The organism is Maricaulis sp. (assembly GCF_048268525.1).
In the GTDB taxonomy this organism is placed as follows: Bacteria; Pseudomonadota; Alphaproteobacteria; order Caulobacterales; family Maricaulaceae; genus Maricaulis.
On the sequence record NZ_JBLWVH010000001.1, the window covers coordinates 297,247 to 319,915 of the forward strand.

A 22,669-nucleotide genomic window follows, 5' to 3' on the forward strand; every position below is an offset into this window, starting at 1 on the left:
GAGACAACGACAATTCGGGAGTGAATGATGCGGGTGATCTCGGTTCTGGCTTTGGCGTGTTTGCTCCTTTCGGCTCCGGTATCGGCGCAGACGCTCGAAACGCGGGTCACAGGCCTGGAATACCCGTGGAGCCTGGCCTTCCTGCCGGACGGCCGGATGCTGGTGACCGAAAAACCGGGGCGTCTCAGGATCATTGATGAGACCGGCCTGGTCGAAACGCCTGTCAGCGGCGTGCCGGAGGTCTTCTATTCCGGCCAGGGCGGATTGCTGGATGTGGCGTTGTCGCTCGACTTCGAGACGGACGGCCTGGTCTATCTCAGCTGGAGCGGCGGCCGGGCGGGTGACAACACGCTATACCTCGGTCGCGGGCGGCTTGAGGGCGACGCGCTTGTCGAGTTTGACGTTCTTTTCGAGGCCATGCCGCATCGTCGGACCGACGTCCATTATGGCGGTCGGATCGCCATGCTCCCGGCCTTGGTCGGCCAGCCGCCCAGCCTTGTCATCGGCATTGGTGACGGTTTCGACTATCGCGAAGAGGCGCAGAATCCGGAGACGCATTTTGGAACATTTGTCCGCCTTCTCCTCGATGGGCAGCCGGCCCAACAGGTCATCGAAGGCTCAGCGCCCGGCGTAATTTCCCTCGGTCATCGAAACCCTCAGGCGGTCGTGTACGACGCTGAAAACCATGTCGCGTGGAGTCATGAGCACGGCCCCCGTGGTGGCGATGAGATCAATGAGCTTTCATCTTCGGCCAATTACGGCTGGCCGATCACCAGTCATGGCATCGACTATACCGGCGCCCTGGTGACACCGTTCGAGACCTATGACGGCATGACCGAGCCCGTTCATGTCTGGGTGCCTTCGATCGCGCCGTCCGGGATGGCGCTCTATCGCGGCGGGATGTTTCCCGACTGGGACGGAGACCTGTTGGTCGCAGCCCTCATTCCCGGCGATGCCGATACTCCCTCGGGCCATGTCCGACGGGTTGATCTGGAAGATGGCCAGGTCGTCGGCGAGGAGGTCCTGTTCGGAGAGGTCGGGGCCCGTATCCGCGATGTCCGGGTCGGGCCGGATGGTGCGGTCTGGTTGCTGACCGACGAGGCCGAGGGGCGGCTGATCCGGGTCAGTCGCGACTGATCATTCGGCGGGCAGGGCATCGGCCTGTTTTGGGCGCCCGATCAGACGTCGCACCAGCCCGCCCAGTCGCGACGGTGCACCCAGCAGGACCGGTGTCAAAAGCAGGGTCAGCAGGGTCGAGAAGCCCAGCCCCCAGACCACCGCCGCCGACAATTGCACCCACCACTCGCTGGCCGGTCCGCCGATCGACAGGGTGCCGTGGGCGAAGTCGGCATTGAGCTGGAAGACCATCGGCAGCAGGCCGAAAATCGTGGTGATCGTGGTCAGCATGACTGGTCGCAAGCGCTGGGCCGCCGTGCGGACAATCGCTTCGTCGACCGGCATGCCCAGCCCGCGCAGGCGCTGGAAGGTGTCGATCAGGACGATATTGTTGTTCACCACAATGCCGGCCAGCGTCACCACACCGGTGCCGAGGAACAGGATGGAGATGTAGGGGAAGGTCAGCATCACGCCCAGCAGGACGCCGACCACCGACAGGACCACCGCCTGCAGGGTCAGCACGACATGCCAGAAATTATTGAACTGCCAGAGCAGGATCACCGCCATCATGAACAGCGAGGCGAGCATGGCGCTGCCGAAGAAGGCGCCGGCCTCGGCGTTTTCCTCGTCAGCGCCCAGATAATTGATTTCGACACTGCGCGGGATGGTGCCGTCAGCGACCCGCGCGTCGATCCAGTCGCGCAACTCGGTCAGCAGCAGATTGCCGGCATATCCCTCATCGGCATTGGCGCGGACGATCAGGACGCGCTTGCCATCACGGCGGCTGATCGAGTCGACCCGCTGGCGGGCCTCGCGAGTCACGAAATTCGAGATCGGGACTGCGCCGGTGGAGGTGTTGACCCGCAGATCGTCGAGGCGGGAAATGTCGCGGTCGGCGGCCGGGAAGCGGACCCGGATGTCGACCTCTTCTTCGGCGTCGTCGGGCCGATAGCGACCGACCAGTGTACCGGTGGTCACCAGTTGTACGGCTGCGCCCAGCTGGGTGACATCGGCGCCATAGCGACCGGCTTCTTCGCGATCAACATCGAGACGCCATTCGACGCCGGGCAGGGGCAGGGTGTCGTCAATGTCGGTGACGCCGTCCATCTGGTCGATGAAGCCACGCACCAGACGGGTCGCGGCTTCCAGTGCCATGGCGTCATCCGAGCGCAATTCGACCTGGATGTCCTTGCCGACGGGCGGGCCCTGCTGGAAGGGCCGGACCTCGATGATGACGCCGGGAATACCGATCATGGCCTCGCGGATCTCACGCTCGATGAGGCGGCCATTGGGGCGCTGCCCGAAGGGTTCGAACTCGACGAAGATGCGCGCCACCGTGTCCGCCGGAGCGGCGCCAACGCCGTCGAACGGTGAACGGCCGGGCGGTGTGCCGGCGACGGTGTAATAGCCCTTGATGCCCTCAATGCCCTGCAACCGGGTTTCCGCTTCCAGCGCCAATTCGTATTGTTCGGCCGGTGACATGTTGCCGCGTGCGCGGACGAAGACGTAGAGCTGTTCCGGTTCGGCATCGAGAAAGAACTCGGTGCGCATGTTCGAGGCGGTGGCACCGAAGCTGAACACCACGCCGACCACGATGATGAGCGCTCCCAGCGATACCATGGCCGGTCGCTTCACGAGGCGGGCGATGGTCCGCGCATAGATACCTGTCAGACCCGGCAGGTCGGTCGGATCGCTGTCCTCCTGGGCGTTGAGGTGGGCGACCGCACTGCCGGTGTCGACGACGCCGCCCTTGCGACCGAAGACCGAACCCAGGGTCGGCAGGAAGATCAACGCCATCACCAGCGCCGAGGTCAGCACGAAAATCAGGGTCAGCGGCAGGAAGGCCATGTACTGGCCGGGGATGGAGTTCCAGAACAGGAAAGGCACGAAGGCCGCCAGCGTGGTCCCGGTCGAGGAGACGATCGGCCAGAACATCCGCTTGCCGGCGCTGGCATAGGCCTGTTTGCGGGTCTCGCCCTCCGCCAGTTTCCGGTCGGCATATTCGACCACCACGATGGCACCATCGACCAAGAGGCCGACCGCGAGAACCATGGCGAACATGACCATGAAGTTGACGGTCAGCCCGTACAGGTCGAGCAGCAGGAAAGAGAACAGGAAGCTCGACGGGATGGCGATCCCGACCAGCAGGGCCGAGCGCAGGCCCAGCGCGGCCACCACGATGATCAACACCAGGATGATCGCCAGCATGATCGACGAGGTGAGGCTCTGCAGGCTGTCGCGGACATAGGTCGACAGGTCGAGCGAGAAGTCATGGCGGATGGTTTCGGGCCAGTTGGCCGCGGCCTCATTGGTCAGCGCGCGCACCGCCGCGGCGGTCTCCATGATGTTCTCGCCGGACCGACGGACCACCTGGAGCGTATAGGCCGGGGCGCCGTTATAGCGGGCGAAACTGTCGGCATCCTTGAAGGTCCGGCGCACGGTGGCGACATCCTGCAGGGTAACGACCGTATCGCCCGAGCGGGTCAGTGGCAGGTTCAGCGCGTCATCGGCTTCTTCGAACAGGCCGGGCACCTTGACCTGAAAGCGCGCTTCGCCGCTGTCGAGCGAGCCGGCGGCGATCAGCCGGTTGTTGGACTGAACGGCGTTGAACAGCTGGGCATAGGTGACGCCATAGGTTTCCAGCCGCGCCGGATCGATGACGATTTCCAGCACTTCCTCGCGCAGGCCCTGAATGTCGACCTGCAGGATCTGTGGCAGGGCTTCCAGCTCGTCTTCAAGGGCGCGAGCGGTACGGAACAGGGCCCGTTCGGGGGCTTCGCCATAGATCTGGACGGCGATTGTCGGGGCCAGCGCCGAGTTGAATTCCTGGATCACCGGTTCGCGGACGTCCTCGGGGTATTCGCGCCGGGCCATGTCGACGGCTTCGCGCACATCGAGCACGGACTGGTCGGCGTCAAAGGGGACGTCGAATTCTGCGACCAGCGTGCCGGCGCCGAGCGAGGCGGTGCCGTTGAGCTCTTCCAGCCCCTCGATCGCCCGCATCTCGGTTTCTGTCGGACGAACGATCAGGCGCTCGGCGTCTTCCGGGGAGATGCCGTCCAGCGGCACCACGACAATAACGAAGGGGAAGGGGATGTCCGGGTCGGCTTCGCGCGGCAGGGTCGCGAAGGCGATCAGGCCGGCGATCAGGGCGCAGACGAAAATGGCCAGGATCATCCGGGCCCGGCCGATGGCAAAGTCGACGATGCCGGTCAACGGCTCGCTCCCTCCGGGCGGACATCGACCTGGGTACCATCAGAAACAAAGTCCTGCCCAAGCACGATCACTTCCGCCGTTTCCGGCAGGCCGCTGATCCAGACCTGCTCGCCATCATCGCTCAAGAGCTGGATCGGCAGGAAGCGGACCGTGTCGCCATCCTCGATGATGCGCACACCCAGATCGCCATTCGAATCGAGGGCGAGAATGGAAGCCGGGACGCGGTGCGCGGGCTCCGGCGGCAGGTTGAGGCGAATCTCCGCGGTCAGGCCCGAGCGGATCAGGCCATCGGGATTGGGAACTTCCAGTTCGACGCGGAAGGTGCGGGTGGCCGGATTGGCACGGCGCTCGACAAAGCGGATGCTGCCATCAACGCGCTCGCCGCTCAGAAGGCGGGCCTCGCCGGGCATGCCCGGCTGCAGGGCACTGACATCGCGTTCGGCGACCTCGGCAACGATCAGGATGGGGTCGAGCTGCAGCACTGTGCCACACGGGTCGCCCGTGCGCAGGAAGTCGCCGATCTCGGCGTCACGTCCATCAAAATACCCGTCGAAGGGTACCCGCAGATCGATATTGGCCAGCTCTTCGCGGGCGGCGCGCAATTGCGCCCGGGCACCGTCCCGGGCCGCCTCCAGGGCGGCGACGCTGTTGGCCGATCTGTGGCCGCGGGCCTGGAGTTCGGTGGCAGCTTCAAATTCCAGCTGGCGCGCGCGCAGGTCGGCTTCGGCCTGATCGACCGCGGCGGCGCGGGCATCGACCTCAAGCCGGCAGATGACATCTCCGGTGGAAACCGGCGAGCCTTCCAGAACCGGCGCTTCGACCACGCGGCCACCGGTTTCGGCTCTCACGGTAACGGCGCGGATCGCCTCGGTCCGGCCGCGCAGACGCAGTTCGGCGGGACGCGGAGAGGCGGTGACGGTTCGGGTAACGACTTCAAACAGCGGATGTTCGGGGCCTTGCGTGCCCGGCTGTATGCCGGCATCGCTGCGAAACACGGTGCCGAGGGTGAAGAGAAGCACGACCGCGACGAAGATGCCGGCCGCAGACAGGTATGACGTATTCAACTTCATGGCCAAACTGCTCTCGTCGGTCTGCAATCGACGTCACGCCAGCCCGGCGAACGCCGTTCATTCCCTCAGAGATACCCCCCATACCGTTTCGTGGCGAGAACAATCCGCGACCCATTTTGTCGCGCCCGTCCCGGTCTCATTTATTGTCAGGCGACCTGTCCGGCACACCAGCCGGACGACCAAGCCCATTGAAAGTTGTATCCGCCAAGCCAACCCGTCACGTCAACAACTTCTCCGATGAAATACAGCCCCGGCACCGCCCGCGCCTGCATGGTGCGGCTGTCCAGCCCGTCCGTGTCCACACCGCCGAGTGTGACCTCGGCTGTGCGGTATCCTTCCGACCCTGTCGGGGTGATCGGCCAGGCAGCCAGATGGTCGGCGAAAGCGCGCAGTTTCCTGTCCGACTGGTCGGCCAGATTGCCGCTCATTCCGAACTCCTCGACCAGCATCGCGGCCAGTCGCTTGGGTAGGTGTTCGCCGAGGGCGGTCTGCACGGCCTGGCGGCCATTCGTCTGCCGCGCGGCGCGCAGAACTTCGAACACATCGAGATCGGGCCGGATATGGACATGGATCGTGTCGCCCTCTCGCCAGTAGGACGAGATCTGCAGGATAGCCGGTCCGGACAGGCCGCGATGGGTGAACAGCATGGCCTCGGCAAAGCGCGCCTTGCCGTGACAGGCGATCCCGTCGACCGCGACGCCGGCGAGTGGTTTGAAGCGGGTCAGCGTGTCCGGATCAAAGGTCAGCGGCACCAGGCCGGGCCGGGTCTCGACAAGGTCGAGACCGAACTGGCGGGCCACGTCATAGCCAAAGCCCGTGGCGCCCATTTTCGGGATCGATTTGCCGCCCGAGGCGATGACCAGGGACTGGCAGCCCAGCGTCGATCCGTCAGACAGGGTGAGGCGGAAACCGTCTCCCTCACGGGCGACGGCGGTGACCGACGTCGACAGGCGCAGCTCTCCGCCGGCGGATTTCAGGTCTGTGAGCAGGGCGCCAATGATGTCCTTGGCCGAGTGGTCGCAGAACAGCTGGCCCAGCGTCTTCTCGTGCCAGGGGATGTTGTGGCCATTGATCCAGTCGACGAAGTCCCACTGGGTGTAGCGCTTCAGCGCCGACTTCGCGAAATGGCGGTTGCCGGACAGGAAATTCTCGGCCGTCGTATGCATGTTGGTGAAGTTGCAGCGTCCGCCGCCGGAGATGCGGATCTTCTCGGCGGGTGCCTTGCTGTGCTCGATCAGCGTCACCGACCGCCCGCGCCTGCCCGCCTCGATGGCGCACATCAGCCCGGCCGCACCGGCCCCGATGATGACGACATCACGCGGGTCCATGGATCAGCCGGTAACCCGGTCGAGCCAGTCGGCGAACGCCTCGATCTGCGCGTCACGGCCGATCTCGTTCATCGTCTCGTGGCGGAAATCCTTGAGCACTTCCAGACGGATATCGGTGAGGCCGGCTTTCTTCAACCGCTTGGCCAGGGCTTCCATTGATTTGCCGCCTTCCGTCGCCGGGTCTTTCGAGCCAGCAATCAGATGCATCGGCAAGGCCTTGGGCAGGGCTGCGAGATGCGTGTCATCCTCGGCATAGGCGACGCCGTCGAGGAAGTCGCGCCACAGCGAGACCGTCGACGGCCATCCGCATTCCGGATCATTCACATAGGCGTCCACTTCAGCCGTGTCGCGTGACAGCCAGTCGGCATCGCTGCGGTCTTCCGGGAAACGCTTGTTCCAGGCCTTGAAGGTGAGATTGTCCAGCGTGTGGCTGGTCGCCAGTGCGCCGCCACCGAACAGGGCTTCAAAGAACAGGACCAGGCGCATCACGCCCTTCAGGCCGCCCAGCGCCATGTTGCCGTTCCAGATCGCCGCCGCGGTGACGCTGTCCGGCGCCCGCAGGATATGGTTGAAGGCGATGACCGAGCCCATCGAATGGCCAAAGATGACCAGCGGCAGACCGGGCCAGCGCGTGCGGGCCTCGGCGTGGACGGCGGCCACATCCTGCATCAACTTGGTCCAGCCATCCTTGTCGGCAAAGCGCCGCGGGCCGCCGTCGGCGGCTGTGGTCTGGCCGTGTCCGCGATGATCATGGGCAATGACATGATAGCCGCGACCGGCGAGCTGGTTGGCCATGCGGGCATAGCGCCCGGCGCGTTCGGCGAGACCGTGATTGATATGGACGATGCCGCGTGGCGAACCTTCCGCCTCATGCGTATAGATCGCCAGATCGGCGCCGCTGGGGCTGGCCAACCGTTCCAGCGAGAAATCTGAGTCGCTCATGCATCCTCCCGTTTGCCAGTGAGCCTAGCGTGTTTTCACCGGCGCCGTCAGGGCTATAGTCACACCGACGCTCCGGCGACGGGCGGTTTTCGGGGAGGGATGGCAATGTTTTCCAAGCGCAAGGCCTTGTTGGCGATCGACCAGGGCACCACCAGTTCGCGAGCCGTTGTCTTCACACCCGATTACAAGGTCGTGGCCACCGCCCAACGCGAGTTCCAGCAGATCTATCCCAGGCCGGGCTGGGTCGAGCATGATCCCGACGTCATCTGGGCGACCGTCCGCGCCACCGCCCGGGAGGCGCTCGCCGCTGCCGAGAAGGCCGGCTATCGCGCCGAGGCGATCGGCATCACCAATCAGCGCGAAACGACCCTGATCTGGGATCGCAAGACCGGCGAGGCGATCCACAACGCCATCGTCTGGCAGGACCGGCGCACGGCGGACACTTGTGCCCGTTTGCGCGAAGCGGGCCATGTCGATCTCGTGTCCGACCGCACCGGACTTGTGCTGGATCCTTATTTCTCGGCCACCAAGATCGCCTGGATCCTCGACCATGTGGACGGTGCCCGGGCGCGGGCCGAAGCCGGGGAGCTGGCCTTCGGGACGGTCGACAGCTGGTTGATCTGGAAGCTGACCGGTGGCGCCGTCCATGCCACTGACGCGACCAATGCCAGCCGAACCGCTCTCTACGATATCGCTGCCAACCGCTGGGATGAGGACCTGCTCGACCTGTTCGATGTGCCGGCGGCGGTCCTGCCCGAGGTGCGGGACAGTGCCGGTGATTTCGGTCGGGCAGGGACCGCTGTGCTGGGCCGTGATTTGCCAATCACCGGGGTCGCCGGCGACCAGCAATCGGCGGCCATCGGCCAGGTCTGCTTCAAGCCGGGCGAGATGAAATCGACCTATGGCACCGGCGCCTTTTTGCTCATCAATACCGGCGATACGCCAGTGCGCTCGAAGAACAAGCTCCTGGCCACAATTGCCTATCGTATCGATGGCGAAACGACCTATGCACTGGAAGGCTCGGTGCTGTCGGCCGGGGCGACCGTTCAGTGGTTGCGAGACGGGTTGGGCCTGATCGCCAAGGCGTCCGAGATCGAGGCCCTGGCCCAGAGTGCTGATCCCGACAGCGGCGTCTACCTGGTTCCGGCCTTCACCGGCCTTGGCGCGCCCTATTGGGATGCTGAAGCGCGCGGCGCGCTGACGGGACTGACCCGTGGTTCCGGTCGCGCCGAGATCGCCCGGGCGGCGCTGGACAGTTCGGTCCACCAGACCTGCGACCTGCTGGAAGCCATGGCCGCCGACGGTGTCGAGGCCCGCAGCCTGCGCGTTGATGGCGGCATGGCCCGCAATGACACCTTCCTGCAACGCCTCGCCGATCTGACCGGGATTGAAACCGTCCGACCGGCCAGCGTCGAGGCGACGGCCTGGGGCGCGGCTTTTCTAGCTGGTCTTGGCTGCGGCCTGTTTGCCTCGCTGGAGGATGGCCGCAAGCTGTGGGCGGCGGACCAAAGCTTCACGCCGGCCGGCGATCCGGAGCGGCGCGATGCCGACCGCAAGGGCTGGCATGAGGCCGTGGCGCGGGTGCGGTCCGACGCCGTGTAACCGTTCAGGCCGCGGACAGCGCCCGGTCGAGATCGGCGATCTGGTCGGCAGCGCTTTCCAGGCCGATCGACAGGCGGATCAGGCTGTCGGCGACACCCGCCTCGGCTCGCGCTTGCGGTGACATCGAGGCATGGGTCATCAGGGCCGGGATGCAACACAGGCTTTCCACGCCGCCCAGCGATTGCGCCAGGGTGAAGATCTCGAGTGCCGAGACCACATCGCGCGGTGACGGTGCGCCGGGCGCCAGTTCGAGGCTGATCAGCTGGCCGAACCCGTCCTGCTGACGCGCTGCGAGGGCATGGCCGGGATGGCTTTCCAGGCCCGGATAGTCGACGCGTTCGACCCGAGGATCGGCGTCCAGCCATCGGGCCACTTCCAGCGCGCTCTCACACTGGGCCCTGGCCCGCAAGGGCAGGGTGCGCAGGCCGCGCAGGGCGAGATAGCTGTCAAAGGCGGCCGCCCCGACGCCGACGCAATTGGCCCACCAGGTCAGCTCGGCCACCCGTTCGGGGTCGGCGCAGCAGACCACCCCGCCGACCATGTCGGAGTGTCCGTTCAAGAGCTTGGTGACGGACTGGACCGAATAATCGGCCCCCCAATCCAGAGGGCGTTGCAGCACTGGCGACATCACCGTGTTGTCGACGGCCAGCTCTGTCCCGGCGTTCTTGGCGAGGCGGGCGAGGCCCTTGATATCGGAGATGCGCAGGCGCGGATTGGACGGCGTCTCGGCGATGATCAGGGCGGCATCCTCATTGAGCGCGACGGCGACCTTGTCGAGGTCAGTTGTGTCGACATAGACCGGGACCAGCCGGCCGCCGCGACCACGGGCGTCGAGCAGTCGCCGTGTGCCGCCATAAGCGTCATGCGAGCACAGCACCCGGGCGCCGTGCGGAATGTCGTGCAGCAGGAGGTCGATCGCCGACATGCCGGACCCGGTGACGATGGCTCCGGCGGCGTTCTCGAGTTCGGCGATGGCATCTGCCAGCAGGGACCGACCCGGATTGCCGGTGCGGGCATAATCGAAGGCAGGCTGGATGGCCGGGTCGTCGCGCCGGTAGGCGGTCGAGAGCGAAAGCGGCGGGATGACCGCGTTCCAGCTGCGGTCGGTGTTCAGTCCGGCCCGGATGGCCTTGGTGCGTTGATCGCTCGACATGTCAGCTCCCGAAAATCTCGTCCAGTGTGGCGGCGATGATGGTGTCTTCCTTCAGGAAGGCATCGTGACCATAGAGCGACGAGAAGGTGATCAGCCGCCCGTTCGGGGTGCGCGCAGCCGCGCCGGCGATCTGGTCGGCCGGGACGAGACGGTCCTCGAGCACGGCGACCCATGCGACCGGGCAGGTGATGGCGGACACATCGACGCGATGCTCGTCCATTGACCGGGACAGGGCCAGGAAGCGGCGTGGGTCTGTCCGGTCGGCATAGCGCTGGCCGTTTTCCGCCAGATAGCCGGTGACGCCGTTGGCGTCGCGACTGTCAGGGTCCGGTTCGGCGAAGCGGGTCTCGAATTCGTCCGGTGTGCGATAGGTGGTCAGCGCCAGGCGGCGGGCAATATCCAGTCCGGCCTTGCCGTCGCCCAAGCGCAGCGCCAATTCGACCGTCTCCCGCTGGATGGAGCGCCAGGCGCGGGCCATTTCACTGGCGCGGTCGGCGGCGGAAATGACCACGAGTTCGCGCACCCGTTCCGGTGCCAGCGCTGCCAGGGCCAGTCCGATCATGCCGCCATAGGAGGAGCCGACAATGGCGAAGTCCCGGATGTCGGCGGCGTCGGCCAGGGCGAGGATGGCGCGGGCTTGATCCTGTGTGGACGGGAAGGGGTGGATGTCCGCGCCGATGAAATCGAAAGACAGGATGCGGTGCCGATTGGTGTCCAGCGCCTTGCCCGGGCCCGCCTGTTGCCGCCACCAGCCATTCCCGTCGACCGTATCGGTTACGCCACGGCCGAAGGAAATGCCTCCGAGGACCAGAATGACCGGCGCGCCTTCCGGCCCGGCAATGCGACCGGTCACCGAGACCGGTGAGCCGGTCGCGGTCAGGGCGATGGTCGAGATGTCCCGACATCGAAGGGCGGGTGGATGATCCAGGGTCACACACATCAGGCGCCGCCCTGGGCAAGCAGGGCCCGCACGTCGGAGAGGACCGAGCCGGCGGTCGGTGTCTGGCCGGCGCCCTTACCGTTGAGAATGAGGGTGGTGCCGCTGGCGCAGACGATCTCGACCGCATTCTCCTCATTCTCGACCCGGGCCAGGGCATGGTCTTCGGCCAGGGCCTGCAGTCTGACCGTGGCGATGACGCCCTCCTCCTGCACCGACAATTCGGCCACCTGCCGGTAGCGCAGGCCGTTTTCGCGGGCCCCGAGAATCTGGCCGACCGACAGGTCGAACAGGCTGTCGGCGGGAATGGCGTAGGGGTCGGGGGCGATATCGAAAGCGGCGCGGGCAATCAGGGCCAGCTTGGCCGCGGCATCAAGCCCGTCAACATCGGCGCTGGGGTCTTCCTCGGCAAATCCGGCGGCCTGGGCGGCGGCGATGGCGTCGTCGAACCCAATTCCCTTTTCCAGCAGGCCGAGCACGAAATTCGAGGTGCCGTTGAGCACGCCCCGGACCCGGGTGATTGTTTCGCCTGAGGCCTTCAACCGAGCTACCGTTTCCAGCACCGGCACGCCGCCGCCCACGGCCGCCGAATAGGCAAAGCCGGTGCCGGCCCGGCGGGCCTTTGCTTCCAGGTCCGGACGACGGGCGATGACGGCCTTGTTGGCCGAGATCACATGCACGCCGCGCTCGACCGCGAGGGTGAGGGCCTTTTCAGCCGCAGCACAGTCGGGCAGGGCGTCGATGATCAGGTCCGGCCCGGTGTCGAAAGCGGCATTGAGATCGGTCAGCCAGGCGTATCGGTCGTCGTGTCTGCGCCGCGGTTTGCGGGTGACAATGGCGGCGATCTCGACCTCGGCCTGCATGGCTTCCAGACCCGCCAGGACACCGGCATTCACCGTGCCGCAGCCCAGCAGGACAACGCGCAGGCGCGGCGTCAAAGCCGTCGCCGGGACCGTATCAAGGGGATAATCAAGCGCCGCAACCAGGGACATTGTTTCACATTCCGTCTTTGCGGAAAGCGCGACACGCCGATTGCGGGGTACTGACGAGGCCAAGGGAATGCGTGGCGATTGCCGGGTGCCTCGATCAATCCGCTTTAGCCGCACTTGTTCCGCGCCCGCAAGCTAGATCTCAAATCGGCGCGACTTCACATATAAAGATATGTTTATATGTGTCAAGCGATCGAGTCCGACCCTGTCCAAGCCACAGGGTGAGGGCTCCGCACGCTTTCGCGCCGGAGAGATGGGAGGGAGCGGGATGCCGGCCGGAGCCGATAAAGCGCTGTTTTGATAACGGTAGGCTTCGACAAGCATCCCGCTCACGGAGATTTCCCGGACGCTCTCGCCCCCGATTCCAACGCGGCAGGTACTGAGGGTCGGTCGTTTAGTGCCCCTGGACCTGATCGCACGCCCTGCCGGAGCTTTGGAGTGTCACATCCAAGGCGCGGACAGGCTCCGCAAGTTTCCGGGCACAAGTGACAGGGCCCGTGCCTCCCATCCCGAAAACCGGAGACATTATGTGTCGACGGATAAGGGGTGGGGATAAGTTTGGCCGATTTTTTTGATAGAGCGCCCTCTCCCTCTCCCTTGGGAGAGGGAGAGGGGGAGGGGTAAGTCCACATGAACGCGAGAGGAATCCCCCTCATCCGGCCTCCGGCCACCTTCTCCCGAGGGAGAAGGAAAGCGGTGCACAGCGGGGATAAATGCACAAAAATTTTGTCATCCCGGGTCTGCAACCTGCTTGCGCAGGTTTTCGCCCGGGATGACACGCGCGTCGTCAGCGCCGGATGTTGCCGCAAGCTGCCGCGTGCCAATCCCTCTCAAACCAAAGCACATTTCTCCCGGCCGCAGCCCCGCAACAGCGGGGCGAAGAGCCGGGACCCACGAAACCCTCCGGCAAGCGATGAGTCTCCCGTTGGTCCCGGATGGCGCTGCGCGCCTCCGGGAAAAATGACAGAGGAAGGGAGGTGAGGAATGGCCTGACCGGCCAACGCCGCTGACCTACGTCGCCACAAACGCCTTCTCGACGACGAAATCTGCCGGCGCCGCGTTCGAGCCCTCGATGAAGTTCCGGTCGAGGCAGATCTGTTTGACGTCTCTCAGCAGGCCTTCCGAGCCACAGATCATCACGCGATCAGCCTCGGGGTCCAGCGGCGGGACGTTGAGGCGTTCGAACAGTTCGCCGGAGTTGATCATGTCGGTGACGCGGCCCTTGATCGGCCCGTCTTCGCGGGTGACCGAGGCGAAGTGGACAAGTTTTTCGCGGGCGAATTCGCCGATCAGCTCGTCGTCTCTGACGGCGGCGACAAGCTCATTGCCATAGGTCAGCTCGGCGGCCTCGCGGCAGGTATGGGTGAGGATGACCTGGTCGAATTTTTCGTAGGTCTCCGGGTCGCGGATCAGGCTGGCGAACGGCGCAATGCCGGTGCCGGTCGAGATCATGTAGAGGCGCTTGCCGGGCTTCAGGGCATCGAGCACCAGCGTGCCGGTCGGCTTGCGACCGAGCAGGACTTCATCGCCTTCCTTGATGTGCTGGAGGCGTGAGGTCAGCGGTCCATCGGGAACCTTGATCGAGTAGAAATCGAGGGCTTCATCCCAGAATGGGCTGGCCAGCGAATAGGCGCGCAGAAGGGGTTTGCCGTCTTCCTTGGGCAGGCCGATCATGATGAATTCGCCGGAGCGGAAGCGGAAGGCGTCCGGACGGGTGATCCGGAAATGGAACAGCCGGTCGGTGTAGTGCGTCACCGACAATACCGTCTCGACCGTGAACGGGCCGGGCTTGGCGGAAACGGCATTCTTCTTGGCAGGCGCGGTCGCGGTCATCGTCATGGTCTCGTACTCGGTTTCGGGTGGGGTCTGTCGGATAAGGCGTCAGGCCGTCACGCGCGGCGCTTCGGTATCGGCCCAGGGCGGAACAGGCAAGCCCCGCGAGGACAGGAAGTCCGGATTGAACAGTTTGCCGGCATAGCGGGCACCGCTGTCACACAGCATGGTGACGATGGTCTTGCCGGGACCCAGATCGCGGGCCAGTCGCATGGCCCCAGCGATATTGATGCCGGCCGAACCGCCCAGGGACAGGCCTTCCGTCTTCACCAGATCAAACAGGATGGGCAGCATTTCGGCGTCTTCGATCCGGTAGACATGGTCGACCGCGAGGCCTTCCAGATTGCCGGTGATGCGGTTGACGCCGATCCCTTCCGTGATCGATGAGCCTTCGCCCTTCAACTCACCCTTGGTGAAATAGTTGAAGAGCGCCGCGCCCGCCGGATCGGCGGCGCCGATGGCGATGTCGGGCCGTTGCGCGCGCAGGGCTTCGGCGACGCCGGCCAGCGTGCCGCCGGAACCGACCGCACAGATAAAGCCGTCAATCTCGCCACCGGTCTGCTCCCAGATTTCCGGGCCGGTGGTCAAGGTGTGCGCGCGCTTGTTGGCGAGATTGTCGAACTGGTTGGCCCAGATGGCGCCGTTTGGCTGGCTCTCATTGAGCTCCTCGGCCAGGCGGCGAGAATAATGGACGAAGTGGTTGGGGCTGGAGAAGGGGGCCGCGTCGACCTCGATCAGGCGGGCACCAAAGGAGCGGATCGCCGCCTTCTTCTCTTCCGACTGGGTGCGTGGCATGACGATGATGACGTCATAGCCCAGCGCGCCGCCGACCAGGGCGAGTCCGATCCCGGTATTGCCGGCCGTGCCCTCGACAATGGAGCCGCCCGGTTTCAGGGACCCGTCGGCCTCGGCCTCGCGGACGATATTGAGCGCGGCGCGGTCCTTCACGGAGCCGCCCGGATTGAGGAATTCGGCCTTGCCGAGGATTTCGCAGCCGGTCGCATCGGACGGGCCATCCAGCCGGATCAGCGGGGTGTTGCCGATCAGGTCGAGCACATGTTTGGCAGACACTGGCTGTGTCCTTTCGTCAGCTTTCTTATTCAGCCGCAACTTGGGCCGGGGTGTGGATTCCGCATTCGGTCTTGGTCTGACCAAGCCAGCGACCGGAGCGGATATCGCCCTCGGCCTGGACCGGCGCGGTGCAGGTCCAGCACCCGATCGAGGCATACCCCATATCGGTCAGCGGGTGTCGCGGCAAATCGAAGCGCCGGAAATAATCCTCGATCGCGGCCGCGTCCCAATTGGCCAGCGGATTGATCCGGATGCGGCCATTGATACGCTCGACCACAGGCAGGCTCATGCGGCCGCCGCCATGGAAGCGTTTGCGACCAGTGATCAAGGCGTCGTAATCGCCGATGATTGCGTCCAGCGGACGCACCTTGCGCAGGGAACAACAAGCGTCGGCGTCGCGGCGCCACAGACGTTCGTCGCTGTCTTCTTCGGCCACCGCTTCGGCGTCCGGTTTCAACAGGCGGATATTGCTCAGTCCGAGCTGGTCAGTCAGCTGGCGCTGGTATTGTTCGGTCTGGGCAAACAGGCGCCCGGTATCGAGGAAGATGACCGGGGTCGCCGGATCGATCTGGGAGATCATGTGCAGGCCGACGGCGGCCTCGGCACCAAAAGACGACATGATGGCGATCTTGCCGATCCACTCGTTCTCGATGGCATCGCGCAAAATATCTTGCGGAGACAAGTCGCGGTAGCGGGCATTCAGTGCGGCAAGATCGTCCTCCGGCCGCTTGTGGCGGTGGCGGAAGAGCGGCGTCACATTGCCCTGGCCCGGCTGGTAGGCGTGGGCGAAGCGGGTGCGGGCTCGGGCCCAGTCAGCGTCGAACCCCTTGCGGTCCGGTTCGACATCGTCAAATCCCACGCGGATCAGGTGCTGGGCCTGGTCGGGAATGAGATCGCCGACGGCGCGCAGCTTGCCGGTATATCCGACACGCTGGCGCAATTGGGTGGCCAGGGTGAAGCCACGGCCATCATTGAATTTTGGAAAGCGGATATCGACCCGCACCGCGCCGGCGATCGCGGCTTTCGCCTGGCGCCAATCGGTATCGCCGGTCAGCTCCACGATCCGGCCGCCACCGGCCGCCAGCTGGGCGTCGGCGATGGGGGGGGTGTCGTCTTTGCGATCAAGCGTCAGCATAGATGGCCTCCTTGAAGGCGTCAGGTCCGACACGGCGCAGCGTGTCGATGAAGCGCTCTTTGTCGGCGCGAATGTCGAGATAGGTTTCCAGCAGGCGGGCAATGGCAGCGGGAACGTCCTCGCCGGCCAGGCCCTTGCCGATGATCGAGCCGATGGCGGCATCGGTTCCGAAGGCCCCGCCCAGTGTGATCTGGTAGAATTCCTCACCGCGCTTGTCGACGCCGAGTACGCCGATATGGGCGACGTGATGATGCCCGCAGGCATTGATGCAGCCATCAATCTTGATGGTCACATCGCCGGCTTTCTCCGACAGGCCGGTCTCCTCCAGCAGGTTGGAAATCGCCTGGGCGATCGGGATCGAACGGGCATTGGCGAGGTTGCAATAATCCAGACCCGGGCAGGCGACGATATCGGTCGCCAGGCCGGCATTGGCCGTCGCGAGGCCGGCCTCGACCAGCCCGGCCCACACCGCTTCCAGATCGCCATTGCGCACATGCGGCAGGATCAAATTCTGGTCCGGCGTGGCGCGGATTTCGTCGAAGCCAAAGCGCTCGGCCAGGTCGGCGACGGCGTCCATCTGCGCGTCTGTGATGTCGCCCGGCGTGCCGCCGATGGGTTTCAGGGAAATCACGACAGAGGACAGGCCATTGACCGCATGATCGCGGCGATTGCGGTCGAGCCAGCGGGCAAAGGCGCGGTTCCCGGTCACCGGGACAGGCGTCGGATCGGCCTGTTTCGGTTGGTCGAAGAAGGCACGAATGCGGGCGATCTCGGCGGCGGGGAGTTTCAGCTCGCCCTCGCGGATCACCGCCCATTCATCCTCGACCTGGCGGCCGTATTCTTCGGCGCCCAGGGCCTCGACCAGGATCTTGATCCGGGCCTTGTAGAGATTGTCGCGGCGACCATGCTGATTATACACGCGCAGGCAGGCGGTGAGGTAGGACAGCAGGCCCTCCGGCGCCAGGAAGGGCTTGATCAACTGGGCAAGGCGCGGCGTGCGGCCCTGGCCGCCACCGACCCAGACTTCAAACCCGGTTGTCCCGGCCTCGTTCCGGACGATCTGCAGGCCGATATCGTGGACACGGATCCCGGCACGGTCGGCTTTCGCCCCGTTGACGGCGATCTTGAACTTGCGCGGCAGGAAGGTGAATTCCGGGTGGAAGCTGGACCATTGCCGCACGATCTCGGCCCAGGGGCGACCATCTTCCAGCTCGTCCGCCGCTGCGCCCGCAAACGGGTCGGCGGTGACATTGCGGATGCAATTGCCCGAGGTCTGGATGGCGTGCATCTCGACCGCGGCGAGGCGGTCGAGAATGTCGGGAATATCCACTAGGGCCGGCCAGTTGTACTGGATATTGGTGCGCGTGGTGAAATGGCCATAGCCGCGGTCATAATCGCGGGCGATCCCGGCCAGGGTGCGCATCTGGGTGCTGTTGAACGTCCCGTAGGGAATGGCCACCCGCAGCATATAGGCGTGCAGCTGCAGATAGACGCCATTCATCAGGCGCAGCGGCTTGAACTGGTCCTCGGTCAGGCGACCATCGAGGCGACGCGCCACCTGGTCGCGAAACTCCGCGATCCGGTCGGCCACCATGGCGTGGTCATAGCTGTCATACTGGTACATGGCTCAGACCGTCGCTTGGGCGTGGGTGGAACCGGTCGTCGGACCGGTCAGACGGATGCCCTCGCGGCGCCATTTCTGGCCGCCGGGCCGGTCCTCTTCGAGTTCGATCAGATAGGCGCCAACGGCGATGTGGCTTTCGTCCGCGGCAATCTCGAGCGTCGCATCGGCCTGGTCCTCGTCGAGACGGGCGGCCTCGGCGAGTTCGGTCGTCCACTGGCCGGTCGCGGTGCGATAAATCACCCGGCCATCGGTGAGGCGGTTGGCGGTCACGGTCTTCATGCGAATTGCTCCTGTCCGGCCAGGGTCCGGGCGCCTGCGAGGGCAGCACCGGCCACTTCGCCGACAATCATGATGGTGGGGCCGGAAATGGCTTCGCGCTTCACCAGGCCGGCGAGATCGCCGAGCGTGCCGAAGACGCGGCGCTCATTGTCGCGCGTGCCGTTCTCGATCAGAGCGACCGGGGTGGAGGGATGCCGTCCGGCCGCGACCATCTTCGCCTGGATATCCGGCGCAGCGCCGACACCCATATAGAAGACGGTGGTGGAATTGGCGGCGGAGAGGGCGCGATAGTCGGCGTCCGGCCCGTCCTGCTTGACGACACCCGACGCAAACGTGACCGATTGGGCGTGGTCGCGATGGGTCAGGGGAATGCCGGCTGAGGCGGCGCAGGCGACAGCGGCGGTGATGCCAGGGGTGACCTCGACCGCGATCCCGGCGGCGCGGACGACATCCAGCTCTTCGCCGCCGCGTCCAAAGACAAAGGGGTCGCCGCCCTTGATGCGGACCACGCGCTGACCCTTGCGCGCCTCGCGGACCAGGATTTCGCCGATCTGCTCCTGCGGAACGGGGTGATGTCCCTTGGTTTTGCCGACATCGATGCGCAGGGCGTCGCGGCGGGCGAGATCCATCACGCCTTCAGACACCAGTCGGTCATGCACGATGACATCGGCTTCGCGCAGCAGGCGGGCGGCTTTGAGGGTCAAGAGGTCGGGATCGCCGGGACCGGCGCCGACCAGGTGGACAATGCCAGTCCGTTCGGCGGTCTCGCCATTCAGTTCGCGAAGCATTTCGCGGCGGGCACCGGCCTTGTCGCCGGCGAGGGCGAGGTCACGGGCCTTGCCGCGCAGGGCGCGTTCCCAGAAGGCGCGGCGGTCGTCGAACTTGGAGAGCACGGACTTCACCGTGCCGCGCAGCTCGCGGGCGAGGTCGGCGATCACGCCGATGCGGGCCGGCAGGACCTGTTCGATGGCGGCACGGATGTCGACGGAAAGGACGGGAGCGGCGCCGCCGGAGGCGATCGAAACGACGATGCCGTCGCGGTCGACAATGGCGGGTGTCTGGAAGTCGGACGCCGCCGGGCTGTCGACGATATTGACCAGAGCGCCCTGGCTGCGGCCCCAGCGGGCCAGCTTGGCGACGTCGCGGACTTCGCCGCCAGCCAGAAAGATGATTGTCGCGCCACGAAAGTCCCGCCGCGTCGGCACACGGCGTAAAATCTTCGCATACTGGGCAATATCCGAAGCAACAGGATCGCTGGACTCACCGGTGAACCAAAGCAACCGGGCTGGGGAAGACGCGAACAGGCGTGCCTTCGGCTCGGCCATCGGGCCGTGCCCGACAACGATCACCGTCTGTCCATCTAGGGGAATGGAGGCAGGAAATACACGCATGGTCACTCGTCCGTTCCTGCGCCTTCGTGGCGCGACGAGTTCAATATTTCTATTCGTTGCAGTGAATACAAACGACGATTATTGGCTTTTGACATTAGAAAAACTAAATTCATGGCATGGTCCAGACATCCCGCCTTCCGCCCCTCAATGCCCTGCGCGCCTTTGAGGCCGCCGCCCGGCTTGAAAGCTTCGCCCGCGCGGCTGACGAATTGGCGGTCACGCCGGGCGCGATCAGCCAGCAGATAAGGCAGCTGGAAGAGCATGTCGGGGCGCCACTGTTCGTCCGGCAGGGGCGGGGGCTAAGCCTGACCGAGGCGGGCCGCGCGGCAGCCGGGGTCACATCGGAAGCCTTCGAGACCCTGGAACGCGCCGTCTCCCTGATGCGCCAGCCCGTCCATCGCCGCGCCCTGACCGTCTCGGTCGCGCCCTCCTTCGCCGGCAAATGGCTGGCCCCGCGCCTGTTCCGCTTCCAGGAGGAAGTGCCCGGCGTTGAAGTCTGGATCGCCGCGACCTCGGAGCGGGTTGATCTGGCTGCCGGCGCCGCCGATCTCGGCATCCGCTACGGCCCTGGCGGCGACATGACGCTGAATGAGGAAGCCCTGCTGGCCGAGGAAGTCCTGCCGGTCTGCTCGCCCGACCTCTTGCGTGATGGCCCGGCGCTCGCCCGCGCCCAGGACCTGCGTGGCCAGACGCTCTTGCACGACGCTTCTCCGGAAACCGAGGTCGATGGCGCCGACTGGGCGTCCTGGCTCAAGGCGCGCGGCGCGCGGGGTGTCGATGTGGCCGGGGGAGTGCGGTTCAACCAGTCAGCCCTGGTCATCGACGCCGCTGTCGCCGGTCGCGGCGTCGCCCTGGCCAAGCGCGCCCTGGTGCAGAACGATCTCGCCAGTGGCCGCCTCGTCGCCCTCTTCCCCGACGGAACGACGCCGGTCCGCTCCGCCTATCATATTGTGACAGCGCGGAACCGGCCTCTGAGCCCGGATGCGCAGGCCTTCATCGCCTGGCTGAAGGCCGAGGCGCGCGTGCATGAGCATTCGGTGGATGAGTTGTGAGGGGGGCGTGGGCGAGGGGCGCTCGCGCTCAGCTGCCCATTCATCGCTTGCCGTGAGTTCGCGCTAGCCGGTTTTCAAGGTCAAGGGCGCGTACGCGCCGCTTCGCGGTTTCACCCTTGAGCTTGAAAACCGGATAGCGTCTGCTGGCTGACAAGCGATCTATGGGTATTTCCGCGCGCGGCGCTACCAGTCCAAAACTCATTTTTCCCGGCCGGAGGCCTGCGCAGGCAGGTCGCAGAGCCGGGACCGACGGGCTTCTCCGGTGATGATGAGTCTCTCGTGGGTCCCGGATCGCGCGAACGCGCGTCCGGGAGAAATGGGAGGGGTTTATCCGGTGGCGTGGCAGACCGGCATATAACCCGCCGCAATCGTCTTCACAGTCGGCTCCGGCGTGAGCACCTCCACCCGATCCGGCAAAGCGTCCGGTCCCGCTGCATAACCATCAAACGACCAGGACCAGACCCGTCCCCGCCAGCGCACCAGCGGCTCCCCGTCGGGCGCGACCCGAAAGAAGACACCCTCCGGAACCTTCGAAAGCGTGGCCCCATAGGTCACCTGCGCCCGCGATCGCGACAGGACCCGTGCCTTGTGCATCAAGCGGTCCATATCCGGCGCTCGAACCAGGCCTGGCAGGTCCGGATGGGCGCGCGTGAAAGCCTCCCGGAAGCGATTGAAATCGTCTCGCCGGCATTCGCCGCAGGGACGGTGCCCGGCGGCGAGGGCGACGGCTTCGTCTGTGAAGAAGAGCTCGGTATACCAGCCGGGCTTCATCAGTTCGCGGCGGCGTTCCTTGAAGGCAAGGGTGCACGTGACCCAGGCCAGGTGTTTCCAGCGCGCCGTGCCGAGTCGTTGGCGCTCATCATGCAGGATGCCGCGATTGCCCATCAGCGTGCCGCGGGCCGTGTGGGCACAAATCTCGCCGGTGGGGGTGACGCGGTTCTGGAGGGGTGTGGGGCGTGTCATGGCACAGCACTACATCGGAGCGAGTCTATACGGAAATTGGGTTGGAATCCTCCTTCCGAACAATCCGGTTCGCTTCGGATACCGTTCATATAGCTTGGCGTTGACGTGCTCCGAAAAGGCGTAGGCGAGTACCATCGCTTCGCTTGCCAATTCTACGAGTTCTTTTGCGATACCTCGAATTTCGCCAATGCGGCGTATTAGTCCGGCATTTCCGGTGCTGGTGAACTCAGTCTTCATCAAACCACCAACTGGATTATCTTCTTCGATTGTAGAATGTTCATCAAGAAGTGCGGATAGCTCAAGTCTTGTTTTGCTATAGTAGGCAAGTGCAGCAACAAGTATGTTGCGCATATTTATTAATTGCGTAAACTTGTTGAGTGTTTCATCGTCCATTTTTTCCATAACGAAATGTATGGATTCAGCTGGAGATGTAAACGATGAATCTCTTGATGATACAAAGGGCAGAATGGCTTGCCAGTATAAATCGCTTTGAAATAGCAAGTTGGCTATATTTATTTGGTTCATAATTGGCCTATGAACAGATGCGATGTCATTTATCAGCGAAGTGGCGTTCGAAACAAATACAAGGCCGTCTTTAAGTGCGCTTTTCCTGTTCGCGCGAGCATTCAAGTACATAGCTGAAAAAAGCGAAATCAGGCCGCCGAGCAACACGCCAGAAAACGAGACTAAAACCGTTTCCCAAGGCGAGGACTGTGCGCTATGGCCGAACTGAGCAAAGACGTTCTGCACCTAGTGGTCCATCCAAACTGTTATTTTTCGAGGTTGTATCGATTCTAGTTGCAATGCATTCGGCCGTTACCGCCACCATTTTGCAATTCACTCGCACTAACAAACAAAGGCGTGCGCAATCGGTCGCTTAAAGGGGAAATTGCTTGACCCTTGCGGCGTTCACCATGTGAGTATGGGGCCAATTCCGCGACCCTCGATGGTTGCCGGCCCATACAGAC

At 64.6% G+C, this 22,669-nt stretch carries 18 protein-coding genes; 3 read left to right on the forward strand and 15 right to left on the reverse strand.

The annotated features are described in order from the left end of the window. Window positions 1–24 precede the first annotated feature (24 nt). Entirely contained in the window at window positions 25–1,137 is a 1,113-nt protein-coding gene (locus ACN0X9_RS01170; protein ID WP_417485805.1) for a PQQ-dependent sugar dehydrogenase, read from the forward strand. On the opposite strand, the gene ACN0X9_RS01175 is transcribed toward ACN0X9_RS01170, so the two are convergent. The 4 genes from ACN0X9_RS01175 to ACN0X9_RS01190 form a co-directional block, all read right to left on the reverse strand. After that, window positions 1,138–4,332, reverse strand: coding sequence for an efflux RND transporter permease subunit (locus tag ACN0X9_RS01175; protein WP_417485806.1), 3,195 nt, complete (start codon window positions 4,330–4,332; stop codon window positions 1,138–1,140). It lies immediately after the preceding gene. After that, window positions 4,329–5,402: an efflux RND transporter periplasmic adaptor subunit gene (locus ACN0X9_RS01180; RefSeq protein ID WP_417485807.1), complete on the reverse strand. Its 1,074-nt coding sequence runs from the start codon at window positions 5,400–5,402 to the stop codon at window positions 4,329–4,331. The genes ACN0X9_RS01175 and ACN0X9_RS01180 overlap by 4 nt, the downstream gene beginning before the upstream one ends. A 146-nt stretch (window positions 5,403–5,548) precedes the next feature. Beyond that, entirely contained in the window at window positions 5,549–6,730 is a 1,182-nt protein-coding gene (locus tag ACN0X9_RS01185; protein ID WP_417485808.1) for an NAD(P)/FAD-dependent oxidoreductase, read from the reverse strand. 3 nt (window positions 6,731–6,733) lie between these two features. Next, window positions 6,734–7,672: an alpha/beta fold hydrolase gene (locus tag ACN0X9_RS01190; RefSeq protein ID WP_417485809.1), complete on the reverse strand. Its 939-nt coding sequence runs from the start codon at window positions 7,670–7,672 to the stop codon at window positions 6,734–6,736. Window positions 7,673–7,777: 105 nt separating this feature from the next. On the opposite strand from ACN0X9_RS01190, the gene glpK reads away from it, so the two are divergent. After that, entirely contained in the window at window positions 7,778–9,274 is a 1,497-nt protein-coding gene (gene glpK, locus ACN0X9_RS01195; protein WP_417485810.1) for a glycerol kinase GlpK, read from the forward strand. A gap of 4 nt (window positions 9,275–9,278) precedes the next feature. Here glpK and ACN0X9_RS01200 read toward each other — a convergent pair whose 3' ends face one another. The 9 genes from ACN0X9_RS01200 to cysG all read right to left on the reverse strand — a co-directional run bounded on the left by ACN0X9_RS01200 (window position 9,279) and on the right by cysG (window position 19,686). Continuing rightward, on the reverse strand, window positions 9,279–10,427 hold the full coding sequence (locus ACN0X9_RS01200; RefSeq protein ID WP_417485811.1) for a trans-sulfuration enzyme family protein: 1,149 nt from the start codon (window positions 10,425–10,427) through the stop codon (window positions 9,279–9,281). A 1-nt stretch (window position 10,428) separates the two neighbouring features. Further along, complete coding sequence (gene metX, locus ACN0X9_RS01205) at window positions 10,429–11,367, reverse strand: homoserine O-succinyltransferase MetX (protein WP_417485812.1); 939 nt, start codon at window positions 11,365–11,367, stop codon at window positions 10,429–10,431. After that, on the reverse strand, window positions 11,367–12,356 hold the full coding sequence (locus ACN0X9_RS01210; RefSeq protein ID WP_417485813.1) for a homoserine dehydrogenase: 990 nt from the start codon (window positions 12,354–12,356) through the stop codon (window positions 11,367–11,369). The genes metX and ACN0X9_RS01210 overlap by 1 nt, the downstream gene beginning before the upstream one ends. A gap of 1,008 nt (window positions 12,357–13,364) precedes the next feature. Further along, window positions 13,365–14,192: a ferredoxin--NADP reductase gene (locus ACN0X9_RS01215; RefSeq protein WP_417485814.1), complete on the reverse strand. Its 828-nt coding sequence runs from the start codon at window positions 14,190–14,192 to the stop codon at window positions 13,365–13,367. Between the two features lie 42 nt (window positions 14,193–14,234). Further along, a complete protein-coding gene (locus ACN0X9_RS01220) occupies window positions 14,235–15,257 on the reverse strand; it encodes a cysteine synthase A (protein ID WP_417485815.1) in 1,023 nt (340 codons plus the stop codon). Between the two features lie 25 nt (window positions 15,258–15,282). Further along, window positions 15,283–16,392, reverse strand: a complete 1,110-nt coding sequence (locus tag ACN0X9_RS01225) for a phosphoadenylyl-sulfate reductase (RefSeq protein WP_417485816.1) — start codon at window positions 16,390–16,392, stop codon at window positions 15,283–15,285. After that, the gene (locus ACN0X9_RS01230) at window positions 16,379–18,016 is read right to left on the reverse strand and encodes a nitrite/sulfite reductase (protein WP_417485817.1); all 1,638 of its coding nucleotides are present in this window, start codon (window positions 18,014–18,016) and stop codon (window positions 16,379–16,381) included. The genes ACN0X9_RS01225 and ACN0X9_RS01230 overlap by 14 nt, the downstream gene beginning before the upstream one ends. A 3-nt stretch (window positions 18,017–18,019) precedes the next feature. Next, window positions 18,020–18,295 (reverse strand): DUF2849 domain-containing protein, encoded by a 276-nt coding sequence (locus tag ACN0X9_RS01235; protein WP_417485818.1) that lies wholly within the window; start codon window positions 18,293–18,295, stop codon window positions 18,020–18,022. Further along, entirely contained in the window at window positions 18,292–19,686 is a 1,395-nt protein-coding gene (gene cysG, locus ACN0X9_RS01240) for a siroheme synthase CysG (protein ID WP_417485819.1), read from the reverse strand. The genes ACN0X9_RS01235 and cysG overlap by 4 nt, the downstream gene beginning before the upstream one ends. Before the next feature lie 116 nt (window positions 19,687–19,802). Between cysG and gcvA the strand changes: the two genes are divergently transcribed. Continuing rightward, complete coding sequence (gcvA, locus tag ACN0X9_RS01245) at window positions 19,803–20,738, forward strand: transcriptional regulator GcvA (RefSeq protein ID WP_417485820.1); 936 nt, start codon at window positions 19,803–19,805, stop codon at window positions 20,736–20,738. Between the two features lie 327 nt (window positions 20,739–21,065). On the opposite strand, the gene ACN0X9_RS01250 is transcribed toward gcvA, so the two are convergent. Next, window positions 21,066–21,701, reverse strand: coding sequence for a hypothetical protein (locus ACN0X9_RS01250; RefSeq protein ID WP_417485821.1), 636 nt, complete (start codon window positions 21,699–21,701; stop codon window positions 21,066–21,068). A gap of 9 nt (window positions 21,702–21,710) precedes the next feature. Continuing rightward, window positions 21,711–22,451 (reverse strand): hypothetical protein, encoded by a 741-nt coding sequence (locus tag ACN0X9_RS01255; RefSeq protein WP_417485822.1) that lies wholly within the window; start codon window positions 22,449–22,451, stop codon window positions 21,711–21,713. Window positions 22,452–22,669 lie beyond the last annotated feature (218 nt).

Excerpts from the sequence above, each read along its gene's own strand:
- ACN0X9_RS01170 (WP_417485805.1), top strand. The coding sequence starts at position 25 with ATGATGCGGGTGATCTCGGTTCTGGCTTTGGCGTGTTTGCTCCTTTCG.
- ACN0X9_RS01180 (WP_417485807.1), bottom strand. The coding sequence starts at position 5,402 with ATGAAGTTGAATACGTCATACCTGTCTGCGGCCGGCATCTTCGTCGCG.
- ACN0X9_RS01185 (WP_417485808.1), bottom strand. The coding sequence starts at position 6,730 with ATGGACCCGCGTGATGTCGTCATCATCGGGGCCGGTGCGGCCGGGCTG.
- ACN0X9_RS01190 (WP_417485809.1), bottom strand. The coding sequence starts at position 7,672 with ATGAGCGACTCAGATTTCTCGCTGGAACGGTTGGCCAGCCCCAGCGGC.
- glpK (WP_417485810.1), top strand. The coding sequence starts at position 7,778 with ATGTTTTCCAAGCGCAAGGCCTTGTTGGCGATCGACCAGGGCACCACC.
- ACN0X9_RS01200 (WP_417485811.1), bottom strand. The coding sequence starts at position 10,427 with ATGTCGAGCGATCAACGCACCAAGGCCATCCGGGCCGGACTGAACACC.
- metX (WP_417485812.1), bottom strand. The coding sequence starts at position 11,367 with ATGTGTGTGACCCTGGATCATCCACCCGCCCTTCGATGTCGGGACATC.
- ACN0X9_RS01210 (WP_417485813.1), bottom strand. The coding sequence starts at position 12,356 with ATGTCCCTGGTTGCGGCGCTTGATTATCCCCTTGATACGGTCCCGGCG.
- ACN0X9_RS01215 (WP_417485814.1), bottom strand. The coding sequence starts at position 14,192 with ATGACGATGACCGCGACCGCGCCTGCCAAGAAGAATGCCGTTTCCGCC.
- ACN0X9_RS01225 (WP_417485816.1), bottom strand. The coding sequence starts at position 16,392 with ATGCTGACGCTTGATCGCAAAGACGACACCCCCCCCATCGCCGACGCC.
- ACN0X9_RS01230 (WP_417485817.1), bottom strand. The coding sequence starts at position 18,016 with ATGTACCAGTATGACAGCTATGACCACGCCATGGTGGCCGACCGGATC.
- ACN0X9_RS01235 (WP_417485818.1), bottom strand. The coding sequence starts at position 18,295 with ATGAAGACCGTGACCGCCAACCGCCTCACCGATGGCCGGGTGATTTAT.
- cysG (WP_417485819.1), bottom strand. The coding sequence starts at position 19,686 with ATGCGTGTATTTCCTGCCTCCATTCCCCTAGATGGACAGACGGTGATC.
- gcvA (WP_417485820.1), top strand. The coding sequence starts at position 19,803 with ATGGTCCAGACATCCCGCCTTCCGCCCCTCAATGCCCTGCGCGCCTTT.
- ACN0X9_RS01250 (WP_417485821.1), bottom strand. The coding sequence starts at position 21,701 with ATGACACGCCCCACACCCCTCCAGAACCGCGTCACCCCCACCGGCGAG.